Genomic DNA, 22,196 nt, shown 5'->3' with positions numbered 1-22,196 from the left:
TGCGACAAACCGATGGCGGTTCGGAGGAGCGGGTAATCGTCTGTTCACTCGCGATGCGAACTATCGCCGGCATCGAAGTATCCGGGGGCGCCTGTTGCAGGCCGTCGTCAACACACTACTGAACAACCATGACATGGCGCTGGTCGTCGTGGCGGCGTTGTTATGCGCGCTCTCGTCGTTCGCCGGAATATCGCTGCTGCACCACGCCCGGCGGACCGCCGGCGGGATGCAGCTGGTGTGGCTGGGCGTCGCGGCGGTTTCCGTCGGCTTCGGCATCTGGGCCACCCACTTCGTCGCCATGCTGGCGTTTCACCCCGGCGTTGCGGTCGGCTACGACCTGCCGACGACATTGGCCTCGCTGTCGCTGGCCATCGCCATTGTCGGCGGCGGACTGTGGTTTGCCGCCGTCGGCACGTCAGCCGGCGACTCTGTCCTCGCCGGCGCGGTGGTCGGGCTCGGCATTTCCGCCATGCACTATACCGGCATGGCGGCGGTAATCGTCGGCGGCGGCATCCTCTGGGACGGCAATCTCGTCGCGTTTTCAATCCTGACCGGCATGGCGCTGGGCGCTGCAGCGCTGTGGCTGGCGCGCGCCTCGACGCTGCGCGGCCGCGTCGGCGCGCCGGTTCTGCTCACCCTCGCCATCTGCGCCATGCATTTCACCGCCATGGGCGCCGCCGGCTTCGCCGACTGCTACTCGATCGTCGCTGAGGGCACCCCGACCTGGCTCTGGCTGGTGCTGTCGCTCGCCTCGACCGTCATCCTGGGCCTCGCCATGGGCGGCACCCTGCTCGACCTCAGGGACCGGCGTCACAGCGCTGAAAGCGTGCGGATGCGCGAACTGGCGGACGCCGCGGTCGAAGGCATCGTCATTGTGCGGCAAGGCACGATCAGCGCCACCAATCGCAGTTTCAGGCAATTGGTGGGCTCCGAGGCCGATGCCAGCGGTCGGCCGCTGCTCGATTTTCTCGACGCCACTGCTTGCGAGGCGCTCGATCGCACTGCCAACGCCACCATCGACGCCGCGCTGAAAGTCGCCGGCGGCGATGTCCCGGTCGAGGCGGTGGCGCATGAGATCGAATTTCAGGGCGTGCGGCAGCGGGCCATCGCCATCCGCGATGTGTCGGTCCGCAAGCAGGCCGAAGACCACATCCGCTTCCTCGCCCACCACGATGCGCTGACCGGGCTGCCCAACCGGGTGAGCTTCGGCCGGCGGCTGAACGAAACCATCGACCGGGCCCGCAGTGACGGCCAGAGCTGCAGCGTGCTGTGCCTCGACCTCGACAAGTTCAAGGAAGTAAACGACCTCTACGGCCACGCGGCCGGTGATGCGCTGTTGCGCCGGGTCGGGTTGATCCTGCAGCGCGAGGTGACGGAGATCGGCTATCCGGCGCGACTGAGCGGCGACGAGTTCGCCGTGGTCCTCAACGCCACCGAGAACCTCGATGCCGCCAACCGCGTAGCGCAGCGTTTACTGCAGGCGTTTGCCCACGATGTCGCCGAGACCGCAGACGACGCCGTGATCTCCGCTTCGATCGGCATCGCCTCCTTCCCCGGCGACGCCGAGAGCGCCGAGCAGCTGATGTCGGCCGCCGACATGGCGCTTTACCGGGCCAAGCAGGAGGGGCGCGGCGGCTATCGGCTGTTCGAAGCGGCGATGAACGACGAACTGCGGGACCGCCGGCTGGTCGCCAATGACCTGGCGGATGCTGCCGACGCGGGACAGCTCGACCTCGCATACCAGCCGCAGGTTGATCTCGCATCCGGCGACGTCACCGGGTTCGAGGCGCTGCTCCGCTGGCATCATCCGCAGCGCGGTGACGTATCACCCGGCGTCTTTGTGCCCATTGCCGAGGAGAACGGGCTGATCCTTGGGATCGGCGAATGGGTGCTGCGGACCGCCTGCGCGGAGGCGGCCGGCTGGCGGGTACCGCTCGGCATCTCGGTGAACGTTTCGGCAGCGCAGATCCACAATCCGGCCTTCGCCCGGCTGATCCACGAAGTGCTGATCGAAACCGGCCTCTCTCCGGCGCGGCTGGAGATCGAGGTAACCGAAACCGCGCTGGTGCGCGACCTGGTGCGGGCGGTGACGACGCTGCGGCAGGTACGGGCGCTCGGGGTGCGCGTCGCCATCGACGATTTCGGCACCGGCCACTCGTCGCTGACCCACCTCAGCGCGTTCCCGTTCTCGCGCATCAAGCTCGACCAGTCGTTCGTCAGGACCTTCGACCGCAACCCGCAATCGGCAGCAATCGTCCACGCCGTCGTCGAGCTCGGGCGCTATCTCGGCACCCCGGTGGTCGCCGAAGGCGTCGAGCGGCAGGAAGAGCTGGCCTTCCTTCGGGCGGAAGGCTGCGCCACTGCACAGGGCTTTCTGTTCGGCCACCCCGCGCCAATCGCTACTTACGTCGGCCTGCAGACCCGCAAGGCCAGCTAGGGCGCTTCCGCAAAACAAAGGCCGCCCGATGGGCGGCCCTCGTTCCGTCTCGTGCGGCGGCGCTTACTCGTCGTCGCCCAGCGCGACGCTTACTCGTCGTCGCTCGGCGCGGCCGCCATGCCCAGCGCGGTGAGGTAGAGCTCGAGCAGCGCTTCCTGCTCCATGCGCTCGGCATGGTCCTGCTTGCGGATCGACACGATCTTGCGCAGCACCTTGGTGTCGAAGCCGTTGCCCTTGGCTTCGGCATAGACTTCCTTGATGTCACCGGCGATTGCGGCCTTCTCTTCCTCGAGCCGCTCGATGCGTTCGATGAAGGCCTTGATCTGGTCCTGGGCGACGCTATCGGGGGAGACGGTTGCCATAGTCGAATTCCTCTTCGTTTCGGCCCCCGTTCAACCCGTTCGTCGACGCTCGTTCAAGCCCATTCGACATCAATCCACATCGCGTGGTGATGAGGTTCGTAATTCCGACAAAAGCCGCGTTTACCGGTTGACAGCGAGCGGAGCGCTGAGCACAAACACCTCGCGCGCTGCAAACGATTTCAGGCAATCCAACCCGGACGGTCCATTGCGCTACATCCTGGCCATCGCTGGTGTGCTCGCCGCCGCGTTCGTAGCCATCACCATCTGGATTTTCCTGCCGCGTGCCGACGCGCCGCTCAGTGCTGCTTCGGCGCAAGCGCAGCAGGCCCAGTCTGCAACCGCGGCTGACCAGAACGCCGAAACCGGCGAAGGCAGCTTCCGCGTCTGCAACGAGACCGGCAACAAGGTCTCCGTCGCCTTCGGCTACCGCGCCGAGAAGGGCTGGCAATCGGAAGGCTGGTGGGTGGCCGAACCCGATAACTGCGTCACCATCTATCGCGGCAACCTCGAAGCCCGCCGCTACTACTATGTGTATGCCGCCGACGATGTCAGCGGCGGCGCCTGGGACGGCAGCGTGTTCATGTGCACCCGCGACGAGACCTTCACCATCTTCGGTGTTGAGGATTGCCTGGCGCGCGGCTACGAACGCACCGGCTTCTTCGAAGTCGATACCAACAATCGCAGCGACTGGACGTTGCAGCTGACCGATGGCGAGGTCGTGAGCGGCGACACCGACGCCTCCGGCGAAACCGTTCCACTCGAGGGCGACCTGCCTACCGACGGCGGCGACCAGCCGGCCGACGACACTCCTACTGATGAAGGTGCAGATTCCGAATGAAACGCTTGAGACGCGTGAAGATCGTCGCGACCCTGGGCCCCGCGTCCAACGACGAAGCCACGATCGAGAAGCTGGCGCGTGCCGGTGCGGACGTCTTCCGCATCAACATGAGCCACGCCAGCCATGAGCTGCTGAAGCAGACCGTCGGCTATATCCGCAATGTCGAGGCGCGGCTGCACCACCCGATCGGTATCCTGGTCGACCTGCAGGGCCCGAAGCTGCGTGTCGGCCGTTTCGCCGAAGGCGCGGTGCAACTGGTCGCCGGTGGCAAATTCACCCTCGACAGCTCGGAAGCTCCAGGCACTGCCGAGCGCGTGTTCCTGCCGCACCCGGAAATCCTCGAGTCCGTCTCGGTGGGCGATCGCCTGCTGCTCGATGACGGCAAGCTCCAGCTCCGCGCCACCAAAGTCGGCGGCGGGCAGGTCGAGACCGAGGTGATTTATGGCGGCAAGCTGAGCGACAAGAAGGGCGTGAGCCTGCCCGATACGCTGTTGCCGATGGGCGCGCTGACCGAGAAGGACCACGCCGACCTGTTGAAGGGCCTCGAGGCGGAAGCCGACTGGATCGCCGTCAGCTTCGTGCAGCGGCCCGAAGACATCATCGATATCAGGAAGATCGTCCAGGGCCGCGCCGGCGTCATGGCCAAGATCGAGAAGCCGCAGGCGGTGGAACGGCTCGAGGAGATCATCAAGCTCTGCGACGCCTTCATGGTGGCGCGCGGCGATCTCGGCGTGGAAATGCCGCTCGAGCAGGTCCCGGGCCTGCAGAAGCGCATGATCCGTATCGCCCGCCGCTACGGCAAGCCCGTGGTGGTGGCGACCCAGATGCTGGAATCGATGATCACCTCGCCGGTGCCGACCCGCGCCGAAGTCTCGGACGTGTCGATTGCCGTGTTCGAAGGCGCTGACGCCGTCATGCTCTCGGCCGAAAGCGCCTCGGGCCAGTACCCGGTCGAAGCCGTGGCGATGATGAACAAGGTTGCCGTGGCGGTCGAAGGCGATCCGAACTATCGCGGCATCATCCGCGCCCAGGCCGCCGAGCCCGAGGCGACTGCTGCCGATGCCATCTCAGCGGCGACCCGTCAGGTGGCCGAGACGCTCGATCTGGCGGCCATCGTCACCTACACCTCGTCCGGCTCGACCGCCATCCGCGCGGCCCGCGAGCGGCCTTCAAAGCCGATCCTGGCGCTGTCGCCGAACCTCCGCACAGTCCGCCGCCTCTCGGTGGTGTGGGGCATCCACTGCGTGGAATCGCCCGATGCGGTGAACCTCGAGGACATGGTCGATCGCGCCTGCGTCATCGCCTACAACGAGGGCCTCGCCCGCCCCGGCGACCGCATCGCCATCACCGCCGGCATCCCGCTTGGAACGCCCGGGGCGACCAACATGCTGCGCATTGCCTTCGTCCGCCAGGATGGCGCCGGATCCTCTTGATCCTGTCTGCCCAGGCTGTACCTTCTCGATCCCTCCCCCCTAGGAGACGCGATAGCGTCCCCTACCCTGGGGGAGGGATTTTCGCTTTCAGTAATGGATTGCCCTGATGTCCACCGCCCTCGACGCCGCCCTTGCCCATGCCGACGCCCATCTCGACGACAGCGTCGCGCGGCTGCAGACGCTGGTGGCCATCAAGTCGATTTCCACCGACCCGGCCTATACCGGCGAGGTGCATAAAGCCGCGAACTGGCTGGCGGCCGATCTCGACGCGCTGGGCTTTGATGCTTCGGTGCGCCCGACCCCGGGACACCCGATGGTGGTGGCGCATGATCAGTCAGCTGACGGACCGCACGTGCTGTTCTATGCCCACTACGATGTGCAGCCGGTCGATCCGCTGAACCTCTGGGCCACCGACCCGTTCACCGCGACGCTGACGAAGGGCGAGGACGGCGAGACCCGCATCGTCGGGCGCGGCACCTCCGACGACAAGGGGCAGCTCCTGACCTTCGTCGAGGCCTGCCGCGCCTGGAAGGCGGTCAACGGCCCGCTGCCGATCAAGGTGACGCTGTTCTTCGAGGGCGAGGAAGAGTCGGGCGGTAAGAGCCTGCCGGGCTTCCTCGAGGCCAACAAGGCCGAGCTCGGTGGCGCCGATATCGCACTGGTCTGCGACACCGACCTGTGGAACCGCGACACCCCGGCCATCGTCACCTCGCTGCGCGGCCTGGTTGGCGAAGAGGTGGTGATCACCTGCGCCAGCCATGACCTCCATTCCGGCATGTACGGCAATGCCGCCCGCAACCCGATCCAGGTGCTGGCCGACATCATCGCCTCGCTGCGCAATCCCGATGGCAGCGTGGCGCTGGAGGGCTTTTACGATGATGTCGCCGAACTGCCGCCCGAGATCGCGGCGCAGTGGAAGCGCCTGCCCTACGACGAGGCAGCCTTCATGCGCGGCGCCGGGCTGACCACGCCGGCTGGCGAACAGGGGCGCTCGGTGCTCGAGCAGACCCGCGCCCGCCCGACCTGCGAGATCAACGGCATCACCGGCGGCTATACCGGCGACGGCTTCAAGACGGTGATCCCGGCCAAGGCCAGCGCCAAGATCTCGTTCCGGCTGGTGTCCGGCATGGATCCGAAGAAAATCCGCGCGGCGTTCCGCAAGCACGTCACCGACCGGCTACCGCCCGACGCCACTGCGAGCTTCCATGAGCATGGCGGCGCACCGGCCGTGTCGGTGCCGACCGACGGCCCGTTCGTCGCCAAGGCCGCGGCGGCGCTGAAGGATGAGTGGGGCAATGAGGCAGCTTTGATCGGCTCAGGTGGCTCGATCCCCGTAGCCGGCGAATTCAAGAAGACTCTCGGGCTCGATACGCTGCTGATCGGCTTCGCGCTCGACGACGACCGCATCCACTCGCCCAACGAGAAGTACAACCTCACGAGCTTCCACAAGGGCATCCGCTCCTGGCTGCGCATCATCGCGGGATTTGCGGAGTAGACGCACGCCGACTGATAGAGACGCCCCCCTCCCGGCCTCCCCATAAAGGGGGAGGTGAAGAGTCGAGGCCCGTCTTCGATCGTGCCGAATGCACCGGCGGGGCACCTCCCCCTTTATGGGGGACTTCGAACCGTCCCGCAGGGCAAATCGCTCCAGTGGAGCGATTTGAGGCGAGAAGGCCATGAGAGCTACGCTCGAATGGCAAAGGAGGGGGCCGTCTGCTTCAGTCTGCACCCAAAAACAAAGGCCCGCTTGCGCGGGCCTTTCAAACTACGTGCAGTCGTGAGCAGCAGCTCAGCCCTGGCGGGCCTTGTAGCGCTTGTCCACCTTGTTGATGATGTACACGCGGCCGCGGCGGCGCACGAGCTTGTTGGCGCGATGGCGACCCATCAGAGCCTTGAGCGAATTGGTGACTTTCATGCCGAACCTCGGAACTGAAATAAAAACAGGCGCCGCGCGCCCTCGAATTGGGGCCGTGATTAAGGGCAAAAACCCTTGCTGTCAACGCCCTTCCGCCGGTTTTCCGGGCTATGGCGGTTAACCGGGCGGCAAGGCGCCAGTGCGACACTCGCCGAATGCAGAAACCCAGCTTTTCCAAGCTCGATGTGCTCGTGGTCGATCCCTCGCCGCACATGGGAGCGCTGATCGGCCAGATGCTGCGCCACCTCAAGGTGCGCCGCATCGATGAGGTGCAAAGCTCCGACGGCGCAGCCATGCTGCTGCAGACCCACCGCTTCGGCGCCATCATGATGAACGACGTGCTGGCGCCGATGAGTGGCGTCGCCGTGGTGAAGGCGCTGCGCGCCGCGTCCGAGGGGCTGAACCGCGACACCCCGGTGATCATGATGTCGGCCGCTCCCGATGCCGCCGAGATCGCCACCGCGCGCGATGCCGGCGTCACCGAGTTCCTGCGCAAGCCATTCGCCACCCAGCACATCGAAACTCGGCTGGTCGCCATCCTCGCGGCGCCCCGCGCCTTCATCGAAGCCAAGGCCTTTGTCGGCCCGGACCGCCGGCGCAAGCGCGCCGACCACAAGGGCGGCGAGCGCCGTTCGAGAGGCTAGGTTCCTGCCCTTCTCCCCTGAGGGGCAGTAGCTCAACCGCCTGGCTTGAGGTCGAGCTCCTGCCAGCGGATGCAGGCGACGCGTCGCCCATTGGCGAGCGTTTCGAGCGGCGGCCTGACCTGGGCGCAACGTTCCTCCGCATAGCGGCATCGCGTCCGGAACGTGCAGCCCGAGGGCTGGTTGATCGGCGACGGAATTTCGCCCACCAGCCCCTCGATGGTGCGTTGTCGCGCCCGTTTCGGATCGGGGATCGGCACCGCCGTCAGCAGCGCCCTGGTATAGGGGTGCTTGGGATCGTCATAGAGGTCGTCGCCATCGGCGAGTTCGACGATGCGGCCGAGATAGAGCACGAGAATGCGGTCGGAAACGTGCCGCACCACGCTCAGATTGTGCGAGATGAAGATCAGCGTCAGCCCGAACTCATCTTTGAGATCGCTGAGCAGATTGAGAATTTGGGCCTGGATCGAGACATCGAGCGCCGACACCGGTTCGTCGCAGACGATCAGCTTGGGCTCGCTGATCAACGCCCGGGCGATGCCGATGCGCTGCGCCTGCCCGCCCGAGAACTCGTGCGGGTAGCGGTTGATCATTTCCGGCAGGAGGCCGACCGCCTCCATGGTCCGCAGCACCCGCTCGCGCCGGCCCTTGGCGTCGATCTCGGGCATCAGCGTCCTGAGCGGATCGGCAATGATCTCGCCCACGGTCATCCGCGGGTTGAGCGAGGCCAGCGGATCCTGGAAGATGATCTGCAAGTCGCGACGCTTCTGCCGCATCTGTTCGGCCGGCAGCTTGGTGATGTCCTGCCCCAGCCACAACACGCGCCCCTCGTCGGGGGCCAGCAGCTGCAGGATGCAGCGCCCGAGGGTTGATTTGCCGCAACCGCTTTCCCCCACGATACCAAGCGTTTCGCCCCGCTTCACGGTGAAGCTGATGTCCTGCAGGGCGCGCAGCTGGAAGGGCTTGGCGAACAGGCCGGCGGAGATGGAGAAGTTCTTCGAGAGGTTCTCGATCTTCAGCAAGTCTTCGGTACGATCAAGCATTATGCGACCGCCTCATACTTGAGTTCGCCCTGGTACCAGCAGGCCTTTTCGCGCACGTCCTCCACCGGCAGCAGCGGCGGTCGTTCTTCGAAGCAGCGCTCGAAGCGGAAAGCGCAGCGTGGGTGGAAGGCGCAGCCTTTGGGCAGGTGCTCGAGGCTGGGCGGCAGACCCTGGATCGGGTCGAGGCGCTTGGCGCGCTTGGCCACATGCGGCGTCGAGTGCAGCAGCCCCAGCGTATAGGGATGGCGCGGGTCGTAGAACAGCGTGTCGGTCGGTCCCTTCTCGATGCAGCGGCCGCCATACATCACCATCATCCGATCGGCGACGCCGGCGACCACGCCCAGATCATGGGTGATCAGCACCAGCGCGGTGCCGAAATCATTAGTGAGGTTCTTGAACAGGTCGAGCATCTGCGCCTGCACGGTCACGTCGAGCGCGGTGGTCGGCTCGTCCGCGATCAGCACCTTGGGTTTGCAGAGCAGCGCCATGGCGATCATCACACGCTGCCGCATGCCGCCCGAGAGCTCGTGCGGATAGGCATTGGCCCGCTTCACCGGTTCGGGGATGCCGACCCGCTCCAGCATCTCGATCACGGCGCGGTTGGCCTTCTCGGCGGTGTAGCCCTGATGGCGCACCAGCACCTCGGCCAGCTGCGTCTTGACCTTGAGCGTCGGGTTCAGCGAGGTCATCGGATCCTGGAAGATCATCGCGATGTCCTTGCCGCGATAACGGTCCAGCCGGTCGGGTGACATGCCGATGAGGTTCACATCGCCGAGCATGGCGCGGCCTGAGGCTTTGCCGTTGCGGGCGAGCAGCCCCATGATGGAGAGGAAGGCCTGGCTCTTGCCGGAGCCGCTCTCACCCACCACGGCGAGCGTTTCACCCTCGGCGAGGGTGAAATCGAGGTCGGAAACTGCCTTCACCTCGGATTGGTGCAGCGCGAAAGTTACGTCGAGATTGTCGACGACAAGCACATCGGCCATGTCTATCGGTCCTTGGGGTCGAGTGCGTCACGCAGGCCGTCGCCCAGGTAGGACAGGCAGAGCAGCGTGACGACGAGGATGGCGGCGGGCGTGAACAGCATCCAGGGCAGCGACTCGGCAACCGGCGCGCCGAACGAGATCAGCGTGCCGAGCGAGGTCTGCGGTTCCTGTACGCCGAGGCCGAGATAGCTCAGGAAGCTCTCGGTGATGATGATCTCGGGAATGGTGAGCGTCGCATAGATCACCACCGGACCGGTGAGGTTGGGCACGATGTGGCGGAAGATGATGGTGAAGGGCCCTGCTCCACCGGCCTTCGCCGCCTCGATGAACTCGCGCTGCTTGATCGACAGCGTCTGCCCGCGCACGATACGCGCCATGGTCAGCCACTCGAGGCAACCGATGCCCACGAACAGCAGCACCGGCGAGCGCCCGAAGATCACCACCAGGATGATGACGAACAGGATGTAGGGCAGCGCGTACATGATATCGACGAAGCGCATCATGATGGCGTCGACCTTGCCGCCGAAATAGCCGGCAATGGCGCCATAGAGGATGCCGATCGCCACCGACACGAAGGTAGCGACGGCCGCCACCAGCAGCGACATCTGCGTGCCCTGCAGGGTGCGGGCCAGCATGTCGCGGCCGTTCTGGTCGGTGCCGAAATAGTGGCCCTTGGCCCAGTCCGGCGGCTTGCGGATGCCGGCCCAGTCGATCTTGTCATAGGCCCAGGGCAGGAAGTACGGCCCGATCAGTGCGAACAGCACGATGGCGATCAGGACGAAGATCGAGACCAGGGCGGCCTTGTTGTTGAACAGGCGCCTCAGCGCATCCTGGGTCAGCGAGCGCCCCTTGGGCGCCTCGGCCGCCAGTGCGTTGGCGTAGGCGGTCAGCGCCGCGTCCTTGCCAGTAATCCCGGCCATCAGCGGTACCTCACCTTGGGATCCAGCCAGGCGTAGAGGATGTCGACGAGCAGGTTCAGCGCCAGGATGATGAAAACGTAGAGAATGGTGGTGCCGAGCACGAGCCCGTAATCACGGTTCAGCGCGGCGGTAATGAAGTACTTGCCGATCCCCGGCAGCGAAAACACCTGCTCCACCACCAGCGAACCGGTGAGGAGGTAGGAGAGGCCGGGCCCCAGATAGGAGACCACCGGCAGCAGCGCCGGCTTCAGCGCGTGCCGAGCCAGGATCAGCCTGGTGCCGAGGCCCTTGGACCTGGCAGTGCGCACATAATTGGTGCCCAGCACCTCGATCATCGAGCCACGCACCAGTCGGGCGACGCGCCCGCCATGCGGCAGCGCCAGGATGAAGACGGGCAGCACCAGGTGGATCAGTGAGCCGGGCTGGTAGCCACCCACCGGCAGCCACTTCAGGTACACCCCGAAGAACAGCTGCACCAGGTTCGCCATCAGGAAGTTCGGGATGATGATGCCGACCAGCACAATGGCGACCAGGAGGTAATCGGGCCACTTGTTCTGGTTCACCGCGGCGACCGCACCGGCGATCATGCCGCCGATGGTGCCGACGATGAAGGCGGAAAAGCCGAGCGTCAGGGTGAAGGGCAGCCCGATACCGATGAGGCGCGAGACGTTGAAATCCTTCATCACCATCGAGGGGCCGAAATCGCCGCGCAGCACCCCGCCGATATAGCCGAAGAACTGCATGATCAGCGGTTCGTCGAGATGGTAGTAAGCGCGCAGGTTCTTCAGCTGATCGGGTGGCAGCGCGCGTTCACCATCGAAGGGACCGCCGGGCGCCAGCCGCAAAATGAAGAAGCAGACCGTAATCGTGATGAGCACGATCGGAATAGCCGTAAGCACGCGCCTGAGCGCATAACCGAACATGTTGTGTGTGACCTTTCCCGCCAGCCCGCGGGGCAACGCCGTAAGCCGGCGGCAAAATGCAATCTGGGACCGCGGGGGTCAGCCCCGCGGTCCCTGTTGAGCCGGTTATTCCGACTTAGTCATCCAGCGGACACGGTGAATGTCCTTGGCGTTGTCTTCGAAGCCCGTAACCTTGGGCGAGACGACGTTCTTGGACACGTACCAGTAGATCGGGATGGCCGCAAAGGCGTCCATGGCGATCTTTTCGGCTTCGTGCATCTGGCCGGCGCGCTTGACCAGGTCCAGCTCGCTGGAGGCTGCGGTCATCAGCTCATCGAACTTGGCGTCCGAATAGCGGCCGTAGTTGTTGCCCCAGTTGATGGTGCCGTCGCTGCCCTTGGTGCCGGTCTTCAGCAGGTCAAGGGTGTTGGACGGATCATCATAGTCGAGCAGCCAGCCGGCGCGGCCGACATTGTAGTCACCGGCGCGCAGCGCATCGTAGTGCACGGCGGTTTCGGCGTTGAACAGTTCGACTTCGACGCCGATCTGCTTCCACATGTCGGAGATGGCCACGGCGATGCGCTGGTGGTTCTCATTGGTGTTGTAGCGCAGCTGCAGCTTCAGCGGCTTCTCCGGCGAGTAACCGGCCTCAGCCATCAGCTTCTTGGCTTCCTCGACGCGCTGGTCATAGGGCATCTCGGCCCAATCCGGCGCATAGGGGGTGCCTTCGTAGTTGCCGGTGCCCGGCGGGACCCAGCCATAGGCCGGCAGTTCGCCGGTGCCCAGCACGTCCGGACCGATCACATCACGCAGCACCGAGATCGAGAGGGCCTTGCGGATGTTGATGTTGTCCAGCGGCGGCTTTTCCTGGTTCAGCACGTAGTAGTAGATGCCCAGGAACGGCGCCACGTGGGCCTGGCCCGGGTAGTTGTCCTGCAGGAACTTGTACTGGTCGGCGGGAAAGTCGGTGAGGATATCGAGCTCGCCGGCGCGATAGCGGTTCAGCGCCGCGGTCAGGTCCTCGGTGTTGTCCCAGCGGATCTCGTCGATCTTCAGGGTGTCCTTGCCGTAATAGCTGTCGGACTTGACGCCACGCAGGTACGAACCCGGCACCCACTCGACGATCTTGTAGGGGCCGTTGCCGACGATGTTCTCCGGCTGCGTCCACTGGTCGCCGAACTTCTCGATGATATCCTTGCGGATCGGGAAGGCAGTGTAGTGCGTGAGCGCGTCGAGGAAGAACGGCGTCGCCGCTTCGAGCGTGATCTCGAGGGTCTTGTCGTCGACGGCCTTCACACCGAGCTGGCTGAAATCGGTGATCTCACCGGCCGCGATCTTGGACGAGTTCTTGATCGGGTACTGTAGATACGCGTACTCGGACGCGGTCTTGGGGTCGAACAGGCGCTGGAAGGCGTCGACCCAGTTCTGCGCCGTCACCGGCACGGCATCGGACCACACGGCATCGCCGCGGATCTTGAAAGTGTAGACGAGGCCATCGTCGGAGATGGTCCACGATTCCGCCTGGCCGGCGACTGCCTTGGCCTGGGCGTCCTCGGTCACGAGGCCTTCGAGATACTCGGAAACGATACGATTCTCCCAGTCGCCCGAAACCTTGTGCGGGTCGAGCGAGCCGGGCTCGCCGCCATTGCCCAGGTTGAGCGTCACGGCGAGAGCCGCGCTCGACATCATCAGCGCTAACGCGCCGGCGGTCGTCACCGCTTTGAGGACCTGTGTTATTTTCATTCTTGTCCCATCTCCATGAAAGACATTTCCTGACGGGCACGGCGATTAGCATGCCATGCCTCTTTTTGTGCCGACTGGTCGGAACCGCCGGATTGGGTACGGACCCTATGGCATCAGGTTTTCGCTGACAAGCGGGACATTGACGTAAGCGTCAAGTGTTACACGAGCCGTGGGAAACTATACTTGGCTGTGGATAGTTCTCATGCCGCGCGCTCGACCAGCGCCGTCACGCCCATGCCGCCGGCCGTGCAGACCGAGATCAGGGCGCGCTGCTTTTCGGTGCTGTTGAGCAGCTTGGCGGTGAGGCCGAGGATGCGGGCGCCGGTGGCGGCGAACGGGTGGCCATAGGCGAGGCTCGAGCCCTTCTGGTTGATCTTCTCCGGGTCGATCTCGCCCAGCGGAGTTTCGCGGCCAAGGACGTTCCGGTTGTAGTCGGGGTCGCGCCAGGCCTTGAGCGTCGCCAGCACCTGCGCGGCAAACGCCTCATGGATTTCGAACAGGTCGATATCATCGAACGTCAGGTTGGAGCGGCGCAGCATTTCCGACGCGGCAATGGTCGGCGCCATCAGCAGGCCCTCGCCGTGGGCGAAATCGTTGGCCGCCACCTGGCCGAGCGTAAGGTAAGCGAGCACCGGCAGGCCACGCGCTTTGGCCCACTCCTCGCTGGCCAGCAGCACCGAAGCGGCGCCATCGGTCAGCGGCGTGGAGTTGGCGGCGGTGAGCGTCCCCTTGCCCGAGCTCTTGTCGAAGGCCGGCTTCATCGTCGCCATCTTCTCGAGGCTGGTATCGGCGCGGACATTATTGTCCTTCAGCACGCCGGCGAACGGCACGATCAGGTCATCGTGGAAACCCTCGTCATAGGCGCGGGCGGCGTTCTGATGGCTCTTGAGCGCCAGCGCGTCCTGCTCCTCGCGGGTGATCCCCCATTGCCGGGCCATCAGCTCGCAATGCTGGCCCATCGACAACCCGGTACGCGGCTCCTGCGTCGAAGGCGCGATCGGCGTCAGCTCGCCGAGATTGAAGCCTCTGAACACCTTGAACTTCTCGCCGGTGGTGCGGGCCCGGCTGAGCTCGATCATCCGGTGCTGGAACTTGTCGCCGAACACCACCGGGCTATCCGAAACCGTGTCGGAGCCGGCGGCGATGGCGCTGTCGATCTCGCCCGTGGCGATCTTGGCGCCGAGGCTGAGCGCTGCCTGCAGCGAGGTACCGCAGGCGATCTGCACATTGGTGCCGGGGGTGCGGGGGGAGAGGCCCGCATCGAGGCTCGCCTCACGGGCGAGGTTGAAGTCGCGGCTGTGGCTCAGCACGGCGCCAGCCATGACTTCGCCGATCGCCTCGCCCTTCAAGTTGTACTTGTCGACGAGCCCGCCCAGCGCCGCGCCGAGCATCGAGAGGTTCCCCTCCTCGGCATAGCCGGTATAGGCGCGTGCGAAGGGAATGCGGGCCGAGCCCACGATGGCGACTTTACGCAGTTCGGCCATCTCAGGCTCTCCCGTCTTTGCGGGCCTGCATCGGCCCTCCGAGGAACGGCGCAAAACCGGTCCCATAGATGACGCCGATATCGGCGAGGTCGGCCGAGGCGACGACGCCCTCGGCCACGGCAATCTCGGTGGCATCGACCAGCGGTTGCACCAGCTCGCGCCCGAGCCCGGCAAGGTCCGGGTGCGGTGGCGCCTCGCCCTTCACCGCCTTGCCGTTGGTCCAGGTATAGAACCCCTGCCCGGTCTTGCGGCCCAGCTTGTTCTCGGCGACCAGCCGGGCGAAATCGCTGGCCGGAGACACCGGACTGCCCAGTTCCTCGGCGACGAACTTGCCGACATCGAGCCCGACTGTGTCCATCAGCTCGATCGGGCCCATCGGCATGCCGAAGGCCACGGCCGCAGCGTCGATCTGCTCCTTGCTGGCCCCACCCTCGACCCGCTGCACGGCGGCGAGCATGTAGGGCATCAGCACCCGGTTGACGAGGAAGCCGCGCGCCGATTTCACCACCACCGGCGATTTGCCGATGGCGAGCGCGAAGCTGGCGCCGCGGGCGATGTCGTCATCGGAGTTGAAGCTCGAGCGGATCACCTCGACCAGCGGCAGCTGCGCCACCGGGTTGAAGAAATGCAGCCCGATCAACCGGCTCGGATTGGTCAGCCCTTCGGCGATGCGTTCGAGCTCGATCGAGGATGTGTTGGTGGCAAGGATCGCTCCGGGCTTGGCCTTGAGCTCGGCGTCGATGAACACCTTGTGTTTGATCTCGAGCTTTTCGACCACCGCCTCGATGATCACATCGGCCCGGGCGATACCCTTGCCGGTCACATCGGCCTCGAGCCGGGCGACAGCATTATCGATCTCGGTCTTCGAACGAAGCCGCTTGCTGAACAGCTTCTTCGCCCGCTCGAGCGCCGGCTTGATGCGCTCCATGTCGAGATCCTGCAGCGTCACGCCCATGCCGCGCAGCGCACACCACGCGGCGATGTCGCCGCCCATGACGCCGGCGCCAACCACGTGGACCCGCCGGAACACCGGCTTGTCCTTGCCGCGCACACCCTGCTTCTTCAGGCTCTCGGAGAGGAAGAACACCCGGCGGAGGTTCTTCGAGGTCGGCGTATCCATCAGCGGCACGAAACGGGCGATCTCGCCCTGCTTCATGGCCCGCCAGTCATTGCCGTGCTCTTCGAACAGGTCGATCAGCGCATAGGGCGCCGGGAAATGCGCCGGGTTGGCTTTCTTGTTTGCCTCTTCGCGCATCTTGTTGGCGATATAGCCGCGCACCGGCCCGAACGCGGCGGCCCGCTTGGCAAGCGGCGCCTCGCTGCTCTTTTTGTTCTGCAGTATCGCCTTGCGGGCTTCCCAGCGCAGCGTGTCGCGGTGGCGGACCAGCTTGTCGACCAGCCCCATGCGCCGGGCCTGCCCGGCGCGCAGCAGCTTGCCAGTGAGCATGATCTGCATCGCATCGACCGGTCCGGCCTGCCGGATCGAGCGCCCGGCCCCGCCAAAGCCGGGGAAGAGGCCGAGATTGACCTCGGGGAAGCCGATCCGCGTCTTGTCGTCGTTGACAGCGATCCGGTAGCGGCAGGCCAGCGCCAGCTCGAGCCCGCCGCCGAGGCAGAAGCCGTGGATGCCGGCGACCACCGGTACTTTCAGGGCTTCGATGCGGTCGAACAGGGCATGCGTGCGCACCAGCGCCGCGTTAAGGACGCCCGGATCGGACATGTCGTCGAACTCGGTGACGTCTGCGCCGGCGATGAAGCCGGAGTCCTTGCCGGATAACAGCACCACGCCCTTCAGCTCGCCACTGTTCACCAACTCTTCGATCGCCGAGACGATGGGGACCAACTCTGCCAAGGCCTCCCGGCTCAGCATGTTCACCGGCGAGTCCGGCGTGTTGATGGTGAGCCAGCCGATGCCCTCGAAATCGAGCTCGAAGCTCCAGGCACGACTTGACGGCATTTGCGGATGGGCCATTTCCGGCTCCTCGTTCTCTAGAGCGCTTTCGAACCGGAAAAGTCTGCGACTTTTCCCGAAACGCTCGGGGTCTCTACTCGGCGGCGGCGTCGATGGCGGCCGGCTCGCGGCGCAACTGCTTGGAGCCGAGTTCATCGAAATCGAAATCGTCGACCTTGATCACCCGGTCGGTCGCCTGGTCGGCGAGCCTGAGCGTTGCGGCCTCGGCTTCGGTCAGGACACCCGCCTCCACCGCATCGCTGATCGCGTCGCGATCGAGCCGGCGCTCGACCACGCCCTTTTTGATCGCCCGCACGAACTTGGTTTCGATCTCGGCGGCGCCGGTGACCTTGAGCAGCGCGTCTTCAAGGACGCCGGTCGGGTCCTTGGGGTCCATCGAGACATAAGTTCCTTTGGTCAACCGGTCGCGGAAAGCGCCGGGCACCATCACCGAGCGCGCCAGCCGATAGGTCTCGCGGTCGGAGGCGGGCTTGGCGTGGCGACCGAGGGGGAACACCAGAACCCGCATCAGGTTCCTGAGCGCGAAGTTCGGGAAGTTGGCGAACACCGCGGCAAAGCTCTGCTCCAGCGAATAGCAGAGGTCGCGAGCGACCGCCTCGACCACCGGCCGGTCTTCGGCGAGCCGCCCGTCATCCTCATAGCGGCGGAGCACCGAGGAGAGCAGGTATAGGTCGGAGAGGATATCGGCCATGCGGCCCGAGAGGCGCTGTTTGCGCTTCAAGTCACCGCCGAGAAACGCCACGGTCCAGTCGCCGCAGAGCGCAAAGCTCTGGCTGTAGCGGCTGAGCTGCTTGTACCAGCGCGCCATCTCGTGATCGACCGGGGTCGAGGCGAAGGCGCCGAAGCTGACGGCATGGAGGAAGCTGCCCACCATGTTGCGCAGCATGAAGCTGACATGGCCGGCGAAGGCGGTGTCGAAGGCGGCGATGCCGGCCTTCCTGTCCTTGTACTGCGCCGCCGAGATTTCGGCATAGAGGTATGGGTGCGCCCTGAGCGCCCCCTGGGCGAAGGTGATCAGCGTGCGGGTCAGGATGTTGGCGCCTTCGACGGTGATCGCCACCGGCGTCGTCATGTAGCCCGAGAACAGGTAGTTGGTCGGGCCATCCTGCACGGCGCGGCCGCCATGGATGTCCATGGCGTCGTTGAAGGCAAGCCGCATCGCTTCGGTGGTGCGGTACTTGAGCAGCGCCGACAGCACCGAGGGGCGCTGGCCCTCGTCAACCATCGAGGCGGTGAGGCCGCGCGACGCTTCGTAGGTATAGGCGAAGCGCACCATGCGGCTCAGCGGCTCGGCGACGCCCTCCATCAGGCCCACCGGGATGCCGAACTGCCGGCGGATTCGGGCATAGGCCGAGGTGACGCGCAGCGCGTGCTTGATCGAGACGGTGCCGATGGCCGGCAGCGAGATGGCGCGGCCGGTGGCGAGGCACTCCATCAGCATGCGCCAGCCCTGCCCAGCATATTCGGTACCGCCGATCAGGAAATCCATCGGGATGAAGACGTTGCGGCCCTGGGTCGGGCCGTTCATGAAAGCGGAGCGTGCCGGATAATGCCGGCGGCCGATCTTGACGCCTTTGTGCTTGGCGGGGACCAGCGCCAGCGTGATGCCGATATTGTCGACTTCACCGAGCAGGTGGTCGGGGTCATGGAGATGAAAGGCGAGGCCGAGCAGCGTCGCGACCGGCGCCAGCGTGATGTAGCGCTTGTCCCAGCTGAGCTTCACCCCGAGCGTTTTCTTGCCCTCATACATGTCGTAGCAGACGACGCCGACATCGCGCATGCCCGCCGCGTCGGAGCCCGCATGCGGGCCGGTGAGCGCGAAGCACGGCACTTCCTGCCCCTTCGCGAGGCGGGTGAGGTACTTCTTCTTCTGTTCCTCGGTGCCGTATTTCTCGAGCAGTTCGCCCGGCCCCAGCGAGTTGGGCACCATCACGGTGATCCCTGCAGCGATCGAGCGCGAGGCGATCTTACTGACCACCTGGCTCTGCGCCTGCGCCGAAAAGCCGAGGCCGCCATGTTCGCGGCCGATCAGCATGCCGAGAAAGCCCTGTTCCTTGAGATAGGTCCAGACCGCCGGGGACATGTCGGCGCGGTTGTTGCGCGTGTCCCAGTCGTCGATCATGGCGCAGACTTTTTCGCACGGCCCATCGAGGAAGGCTTGTTCTTCGGTCGATAGGGTGGGCTTTCGCACCCCGAGCAGCTTGCTCCAGTCCGGCCGGCCCGAGAACAGCTCGGCGTCCCAGCCGACGGTGCCGGCATCGAGTGCCTCCTGCTCGGTACGGCTGACGCGCGGCAGGATGGATTTGACGAGGCCGTAGGCCGGGCCGGAGAGCACCGCCTTGCGGATGGGCACGAGGGACAACAGACCGAGGATCGCCGCCGGCAGCAGGGCGAAGACCCAGCCCAGCACGTCCGTCATCAACCAGAGACCATTATCGGTCGAGATGCGGGTCAGCGCCCCGATCAGCAGCGTCGCCACCGCCCATTGCCAAAGCGGCGCACGGCGCATTGCCAGCACCGCGAAAAGGGCAATCGACAGGATCAGCAGAGCCCAGACCATGCACGTCTCTCCTCGACCTAGGCGCTTTCAGGAAAAGTTGCAGACTTTTCCGGTTCGAAAGCGTGAAAAGTCAAACACCTGGAGCACTTCGGGAAGTGCTCTAAGTCGTGGCGCATCGTCGATAAGCGAGATGAGCCCCCGCTCAACAACGCACCCGGTCCGATTCTTGTTGCCGATTGTACCGCCCGGGCAGGCGCCATCACCATAAAATAGCAACGGGTGACGTATACGTCAACCAATGGACCTTAGGTGTATGGCGCAACAGCCATCACGTTTCCCTGCCCGCCTCAACTGGATTGCTCGTCGAGCTACGTCGTTGGTTTGACGCTAACGTCAATTGGTGGGATATTTCCCAATAACGGGCGCCAAAAGCCTGAGGAGGAAGAAGATGGCCAACACCAAGGCGGGCGCCACGCGCCCGTGGACCGAGCACTATCCCCCGGGCATTTCCTGGGATGTGCCGATCGACACCACCCCGGTGCACGAGACGATTCTCGCCACCTGCGCCCGCACCCCGGATGCCGATGCGCTGGATTTCCTCGGCAAGAAAACCCGCTTCGGCGAGCTCGCTCGTCTGATCAACGCTTTTGCCGGCGCGCTGCAGAGCGAACTGGGGGTCAAGAAGGGCACCCGCGTCGCGCTGCTCTTGCCCAACACGCCGTTCTACGTCATCGCCTATTACGCCGTGCTGCGGATCGGCGGCATCGTGGTCAACTGCAACCCGCTCTATACGGTCAAGGAACTGAGCCACATCGTCGGCAATTCCGGCGCCGAACTGATGGTAACGCTCGACCTGAAGCTCTTGTTCGACAAGGCCGAGGAGCTGGTCGACGCCGGCCACGTCAAAAAACTCATCGTCTGCCATTTCCCCGATGCCCTGCCGGGCGTGAAGAAGCTGCTCTACAGCCTCGCCAAGGCCAGGGACATGAGCAAGCCGGACAAGAGCCGGATCGCCGCCAAGGTGGTGCATTTCGACAAGCTCATCGACCGCAAGCTGAGCCCGTCGCCGGTGCCGATCGATGCGGCAAAGGACGTGGCGGTGCAGCAATATACCGGTGGCACCACCGGGCTGCCCAAGGGCGCCATGCTCAGTCATGCCAACATTGCGGCCAATCTCAGCCAGATCGACCATTGGGCACTGGGCTTGTTCAGGGCGCCATCGCGCACCGTCGCGGTGCTGCCGTTCTTCCACATCTTCTCGATGACCGCCTGCCTCAACACGCCGCTGGCGGCGGGTGGCCAGGTGGTGATGCTGCCACGCTTCGAGCTCAAGGCCTTTCTCGACCTGATGAGCCGCACCGGCGCCAACATTCTGGTGGCCGTACCGACGCTGGTGCAGGCGCTCTCCAAAGCCGGCGACAAGGCCAAGCCGCACCTGGTCTCGGTCGAGGTGACCGTTTCGGGCGGCGCGCCGCTGTCGGACGAAGTGCGCCACAACTGGAGCAAGGTGTCGAACTCCCTGCTCGCCGAAGGTTACGGGCTGACCGAAGCCTCGCCGGTGGTGTGCTGCGCGGCGCTCCGCGTGCCGTCCAAGCCCCTGTCGATCGGTCAGCCGCTGCCCGGCACCGACATCCGTTTCGTCAACATCGAAACCGGCGAGACGGTGCCGCTGGGTGAGCGCGGCGAGCTGCAGGTGAAGGGCCCGCAGGTGATGCTCGGCTATTACAACAACCCCGAGGCAACCAAAGATGCCTTCATGGACGGGTGGCTGCGCACCGGCGACGTCGGCTATGTCGACAGCGATGGCTACGTCTTCCTCGTCGACCGTATCAAGGACCTGATCATCTGCTCCGGCTTCAACGTCTATCCGCGCACTATCGAAGAAGCGATGCTGCACCACCCGGCGGTGGACGAGGTCAACGTCATCGGCGTGCCCGACGAGTATCGCGGCGAAGCACCGGTCGCCTTCGTCAAGCTGAAGCCGGACCAGCAGGCCAGCGAAGCCGAACTCAAGAAATTCCTTGCCGAAACGCTCAACAAGATCGAGATGCCCAAGGAAATCATCTTCAAGGACCAGCTGCCCAAGACGCTGATCGGCAAGCTGAGCAAGAAGGAGCTGCGCGAGGAATACGCCCAGCGCAAGAACAAGCATGAACCGGCCTGAATCCGAAAACCGCGATCTGTTCGCCATCGCCGACCTCAGCCAGGAGTTCGGCATCTCGACCCGCGCCATCCGCTTCTACGAGGCCAAGGGTCTGCTCAACCCCGAACGGGTCGGCGGCACCCGCGTGTTCCGCCGCCGCGACCGCGCCCGGCTGATCCTGATCCTGCGCGGCAAGCGACTGGGCTTCTCGCTGCGCGACATCTCGGACTATCTGAGCCTTTACGACGCGCAATCGCAGACCGCCCAGACCAAGCTCCTGGTCGCCAAGGTGGACGAGCGGCTGCATCTGCTCGAACGGCAGAAGGCCGATCTTGAGACGACGATTGGCGAACTCAGGGAGATCCGCAAGCTGGCGGGGGAGCGGGTCGGGGCCTAAGCCATTTCACGGCTCGGCCGCAGCAGCTGGCCTCGTTTTTTGCCTACCCACCGGCTGTCATCCCAGCGAAAGCTGGGACCCAACTCGCCACTTGTGCCAGCGGATAGATGGGTCCCAGCTTTCGCTGGGATGACATCGTAGGTGGGGTGATCGCAGCGCGTCGGCTCGACCACCGCCCACGTAAGCCCCCAAGGGAGAGGTGAAGAATCTACCGCTTCCGCGGCTTCACATTGGTCATCAGGTCCGGCTTTTTCGGCCGCTTCCAGCCTTGGGGTGGCTCGACCACCGGGACTTGCGTGCCCAAACCCATTTCGCCCGGTGGCGGCTGGCGCACCGCGCCGCCTTTGAGCGCCGCGATCTCGTCGCGCAGCCGCGCCGCCTTCTCGAAATCCTCGCGGGTAACGGCGGCGAGCATTTCGCCTTCGAGCGCGATGATCTTTCTCTCGATGGCGGCGAGCGACATGTCCGGCCTCAGCTGGCGAG

The 22,196-nt window shown here is 65.0% G+C and carries 18 protein-coding genes; 7 read left to right on the top strand and 11 right to left on the bottom strand.

The window, feature by feature from the left end:
- The first annotated feature begins 94 nt into the window (after positions 1 to 94).
- On the top strand, positions 95 to 2,437 hold the full coding sequence (locus tag ASC89_RS16005) for an EAL domain-containing protein (protein ID WP_156384645.1): 2,343 nt from the start codon (positions 95 to 97) through the stop codon (positions 2,435 to 2,437).
- An 89-nt stretch (positions 2,438 to 2,526) separates the two neighbouring features.
- Here the strand turns inward: ASC89_RS16005 and ASC89_RS16000 are convergent, their stop codons facing one another.
- Complete coding sequence (locus ASC89_RS16000) at positions 2,527 to 2,799, bottom strand: DUF2312 domain-containing protein (RefSeq protein ID WP_055883009.1); 273 nt, start codon at positions 2,797 to 2,799, stop codon at positions 2,527 to 2,529.
- Between the two features lie 205 nt (positions 2,800 to 3,004).
- Here ASC89_RS16000 and ASC89_RS28185 point away from each other — a divergent pair, with 205 nt between their 5' ends.
- The 3 genes from ASC89_RS28185 to ASC89_RS15985 all read left to right on the top strand — a co-directional run bounded on the left by ASC89_RS28185 (position 3,005) and on the right by ASC89_RS15985 (position 6,565).
- On the top strand, positions 3,005 to 3,637 hold the full coding sequence (locus ASC89_RS28185) for a DUF1036 domain-containing protein (RefSeq protein ID WP_244488479.1): 633 nt from the start codon (positions 3,005 to 3,007) through the stop codon (positions 3,635 to 3,637).
- Positions 3,634 to 5,070 carry a pyruvate kinase gene (gene pyk, locus ASC89_RS15990; RefSeq protein ID WP_055883008.1) on the top strand — a complete coding sequence of 479 codons (1,437 nt, stop codon included), beginning with the start codon at positions 3,634 to 3,636 and terminating at the stop codon, positions 5,068 to 5,070. Before ASC89_RS28185 ends, pyk begins: the two co-directional genes overlap by 4 nt.
- 106 nt (positions 5,071 to 5,176) lie before the next feature.
- On the top strand, positions 5,177 to 6,565 hold the full coding sequence (locus ASC89_RS15985; RefSeq protein WP_055883006.1) for a M20/M25/M40 family metallo-hydrolase: 1,389 nt from the start codon (positions 5,177 to 5,179) through the stop codon (positions 6,563 to 6,565).
- 294 nt (positions 6,566 to 6,859) lie between these two features.
- Here the strand turns inward: ASC89_RS15985 and ykgO are convergent, their stop codons facing one another.
- Positions 6,860 to 6,985, bottom strand: a complete 126-nt coding sequence (gene ykgO / locus ASC89_RS15980) for a type B 50S ribosomal protein L36 (RefSeq protein WP_055046235.1) — start codon at positions 6,983 to 6,985, stop codon at positions 6,860 to 6,862.
- 155 nt (positions 6,986 to 7,140) lie between these two features.
- Here ykgO and ASC89_RS15975 point away from each other — a divergent pair, with 155 nt between their 5' ends.
- Complete coding sequence (locus ASC89_RS15975; protein WP_055883005.1) at positions 7,141 to 7,629, top strand: response regulator; 489 nt, start codon at positions 7,141 to 7,143, stop codon at positions 7,627 to 7,629.
- A 32-nt stretch (positions 7,630 to 7,661) separates the two neighbouring features.
- Here ASC89_RS15975 and ASC89_RS15970 read toward each other — a convergent pair whose 3' ends face one another.
- The 8 genes from ASC89_RS15970 to ASC89_RS15935 all read right to left on the bottom strand — a co-directional run bounded on the left by ASC89_RS15970 (position 7,662) and on the right by ASC89_RS15935 (position 19,233).
- Positions 7,662 to 8,669, bottom strand: coding sequence for an ABC transporter ATP-binding protein (locus ASC89_RS15970; protein WP_055883004.1), 1,008 nt, complete (start codon positions 8,667 to 8,669; stop codon positions 7,662 to 7,664).
- On the bottom strand, positions 8,669 to 9,652 hold the full coding sequence (locus ASC89_RS15965) for an ABC transporter ATP-binding protein (RefSeq protein WP_055883002.1): 984 nt from the start codon (positions 9,650 to 9,652) through the stop codon (positions 8,669 to 8,671). Before ASC89_RS15965 ends, ASC89_RS15970 begins: the two co-directional genes overlap by 1 nt.
- A gap of 2 nt (positions 9,653 to 9,654) precedes the next feature.
- Positions 9,655 to 10,572, bottom strand: coding sequence for an ABC transporter permease (locus ASC89_RS15960; protein WP_082528306.1), 918 nt, complete (start codon positions 10,570 to 10,572; stop codon positions 9,655 to 9,657).
- A complete protein-coding gene (locus tag ASC89_RS15955; RefSeq protein ID WP_055883000.1) occupies positions 10,572 to 11,495 on the bottom strand; it encodes an ABC transporter permease in 924 nt (307 codons plus the stop codon). Before ASC89_RS15955 ends, ASC89_RS15960 begins: the two co-directional genes overlap by 1 nt.
- Before the next feature lie 105 nt (positions 11,496 to 11,600).
- On the bottom strand, positions 11,601 to 13,211 hold the full coding sequence (locus ASC89_RS15950; RefSeq protein WP_407065072.1) for a peptide ABC transporter substrate-binding protein: 1,611 nt from the start codon (positions 13,209 to 13,211) through the stop codon (positions 11,601 to 11,603).
- A 206-nt stretch (positions 13,212 to 13,417) separates the two neighbouring features.
- Complete coding sequence (locus ASC89_RS15945; protein WP_055882998.1) at positions 13,418 to 14,701, bottom strand: acetyl-CoA C-acetyltransferase; 1,284 nt, start codon at positions 14,699 to 14,701, stop codon at positions 13,418 to 13,420.
- A gap of 1 nt (position 14,702) precedes the next feature.
- Entirely contained in the window at positions 14,703 to 16,673 is a 1,971-nt protein-coding gene (locus ASC89_RS15940; RefSeq protein WP_055882996.1) for a 3-hydroxyacyl-CoA dehydrogenase NAD-binding domain-containing protein, read from the bottom strand.
- 73 nt (positions 16,674 to 16,746) lie between these two features.
- On the bottom strand, positions 16,747 to 19,233 hold the full coding sequence (locus ASC89_RS15935) for an acyl-CoA dehydrogenase (protein WP_055999516.1): 2,487 nt from the start codon (positions 19,231 to 19,233) through the stop codon (positions 16,747 to 16,749).
- A 388-nt stretch (positions 19,234 to 19,621) separates the two neighbouring features.
- Between ASC89_RS15935 and ASC89_RS15930 the strand changes: the two genes are divergently transcribed.
- Positions 19,622 to 21,337 carry a long-chain fatty acid--CoA ligase gene (locus tag ASC89_RS15930; protein ID WP_082533410.1) on the top strand — a complete coding sequence of 572 codons (1,716 nt, stop codon included), beginning with the start codon at positions 19,622 to 19,624 and terminating at the stop codon, positions 21,335 to 21,337.
- On the top strand, positions 21,324 to 21,713 hold the full coding sequence (locus ASC89_RS15925) for a MerR family transcriptional regulator (protein WP_055882993.1): 390 nt from the start codon (positions 21,324 to 21,326) through the stop codon (positions 21,711 to 21,713). Before ASC89_RS15930 ends, ASC89_RS15925 begins: the two co-directional genes overlap by 14 nt.
- Positions 21,714 to 21,921: 208 nt before the next feature.
- Here ASC89_RS15925 and ASC89_RS15920 read toward each other — a convergent pair whose 3' ends face one another.
- On the bottom strand, positions 21,922 to 22,176 hold the full coding sequence (locus ASC89_RS15920) for a UvrB/UvrC motif-containing protein (RefSeq protein ID WP_082533409.1): 255 nt from the start codon (positions 22,174 to 22,176) through the stop codon (positions 21,922 to 21,924).
- Positions 22,177 to 22,196: the final 20 nt, after the last annotated feature.

It is taken from the genome of Devosia sp. Root413D1 (assembly GCF_001425235.1).
GTDB lineage: Bacteria > Pseudomonadota > Alphaproteobacteria > Rhizobiales > Devosiaceae > Devosia_A.
The sequence above is the reverse complement of the archived record's forward strand: the minus strand, read 5'-3'. Positions and strand labels throughout refer to the sequence as shown.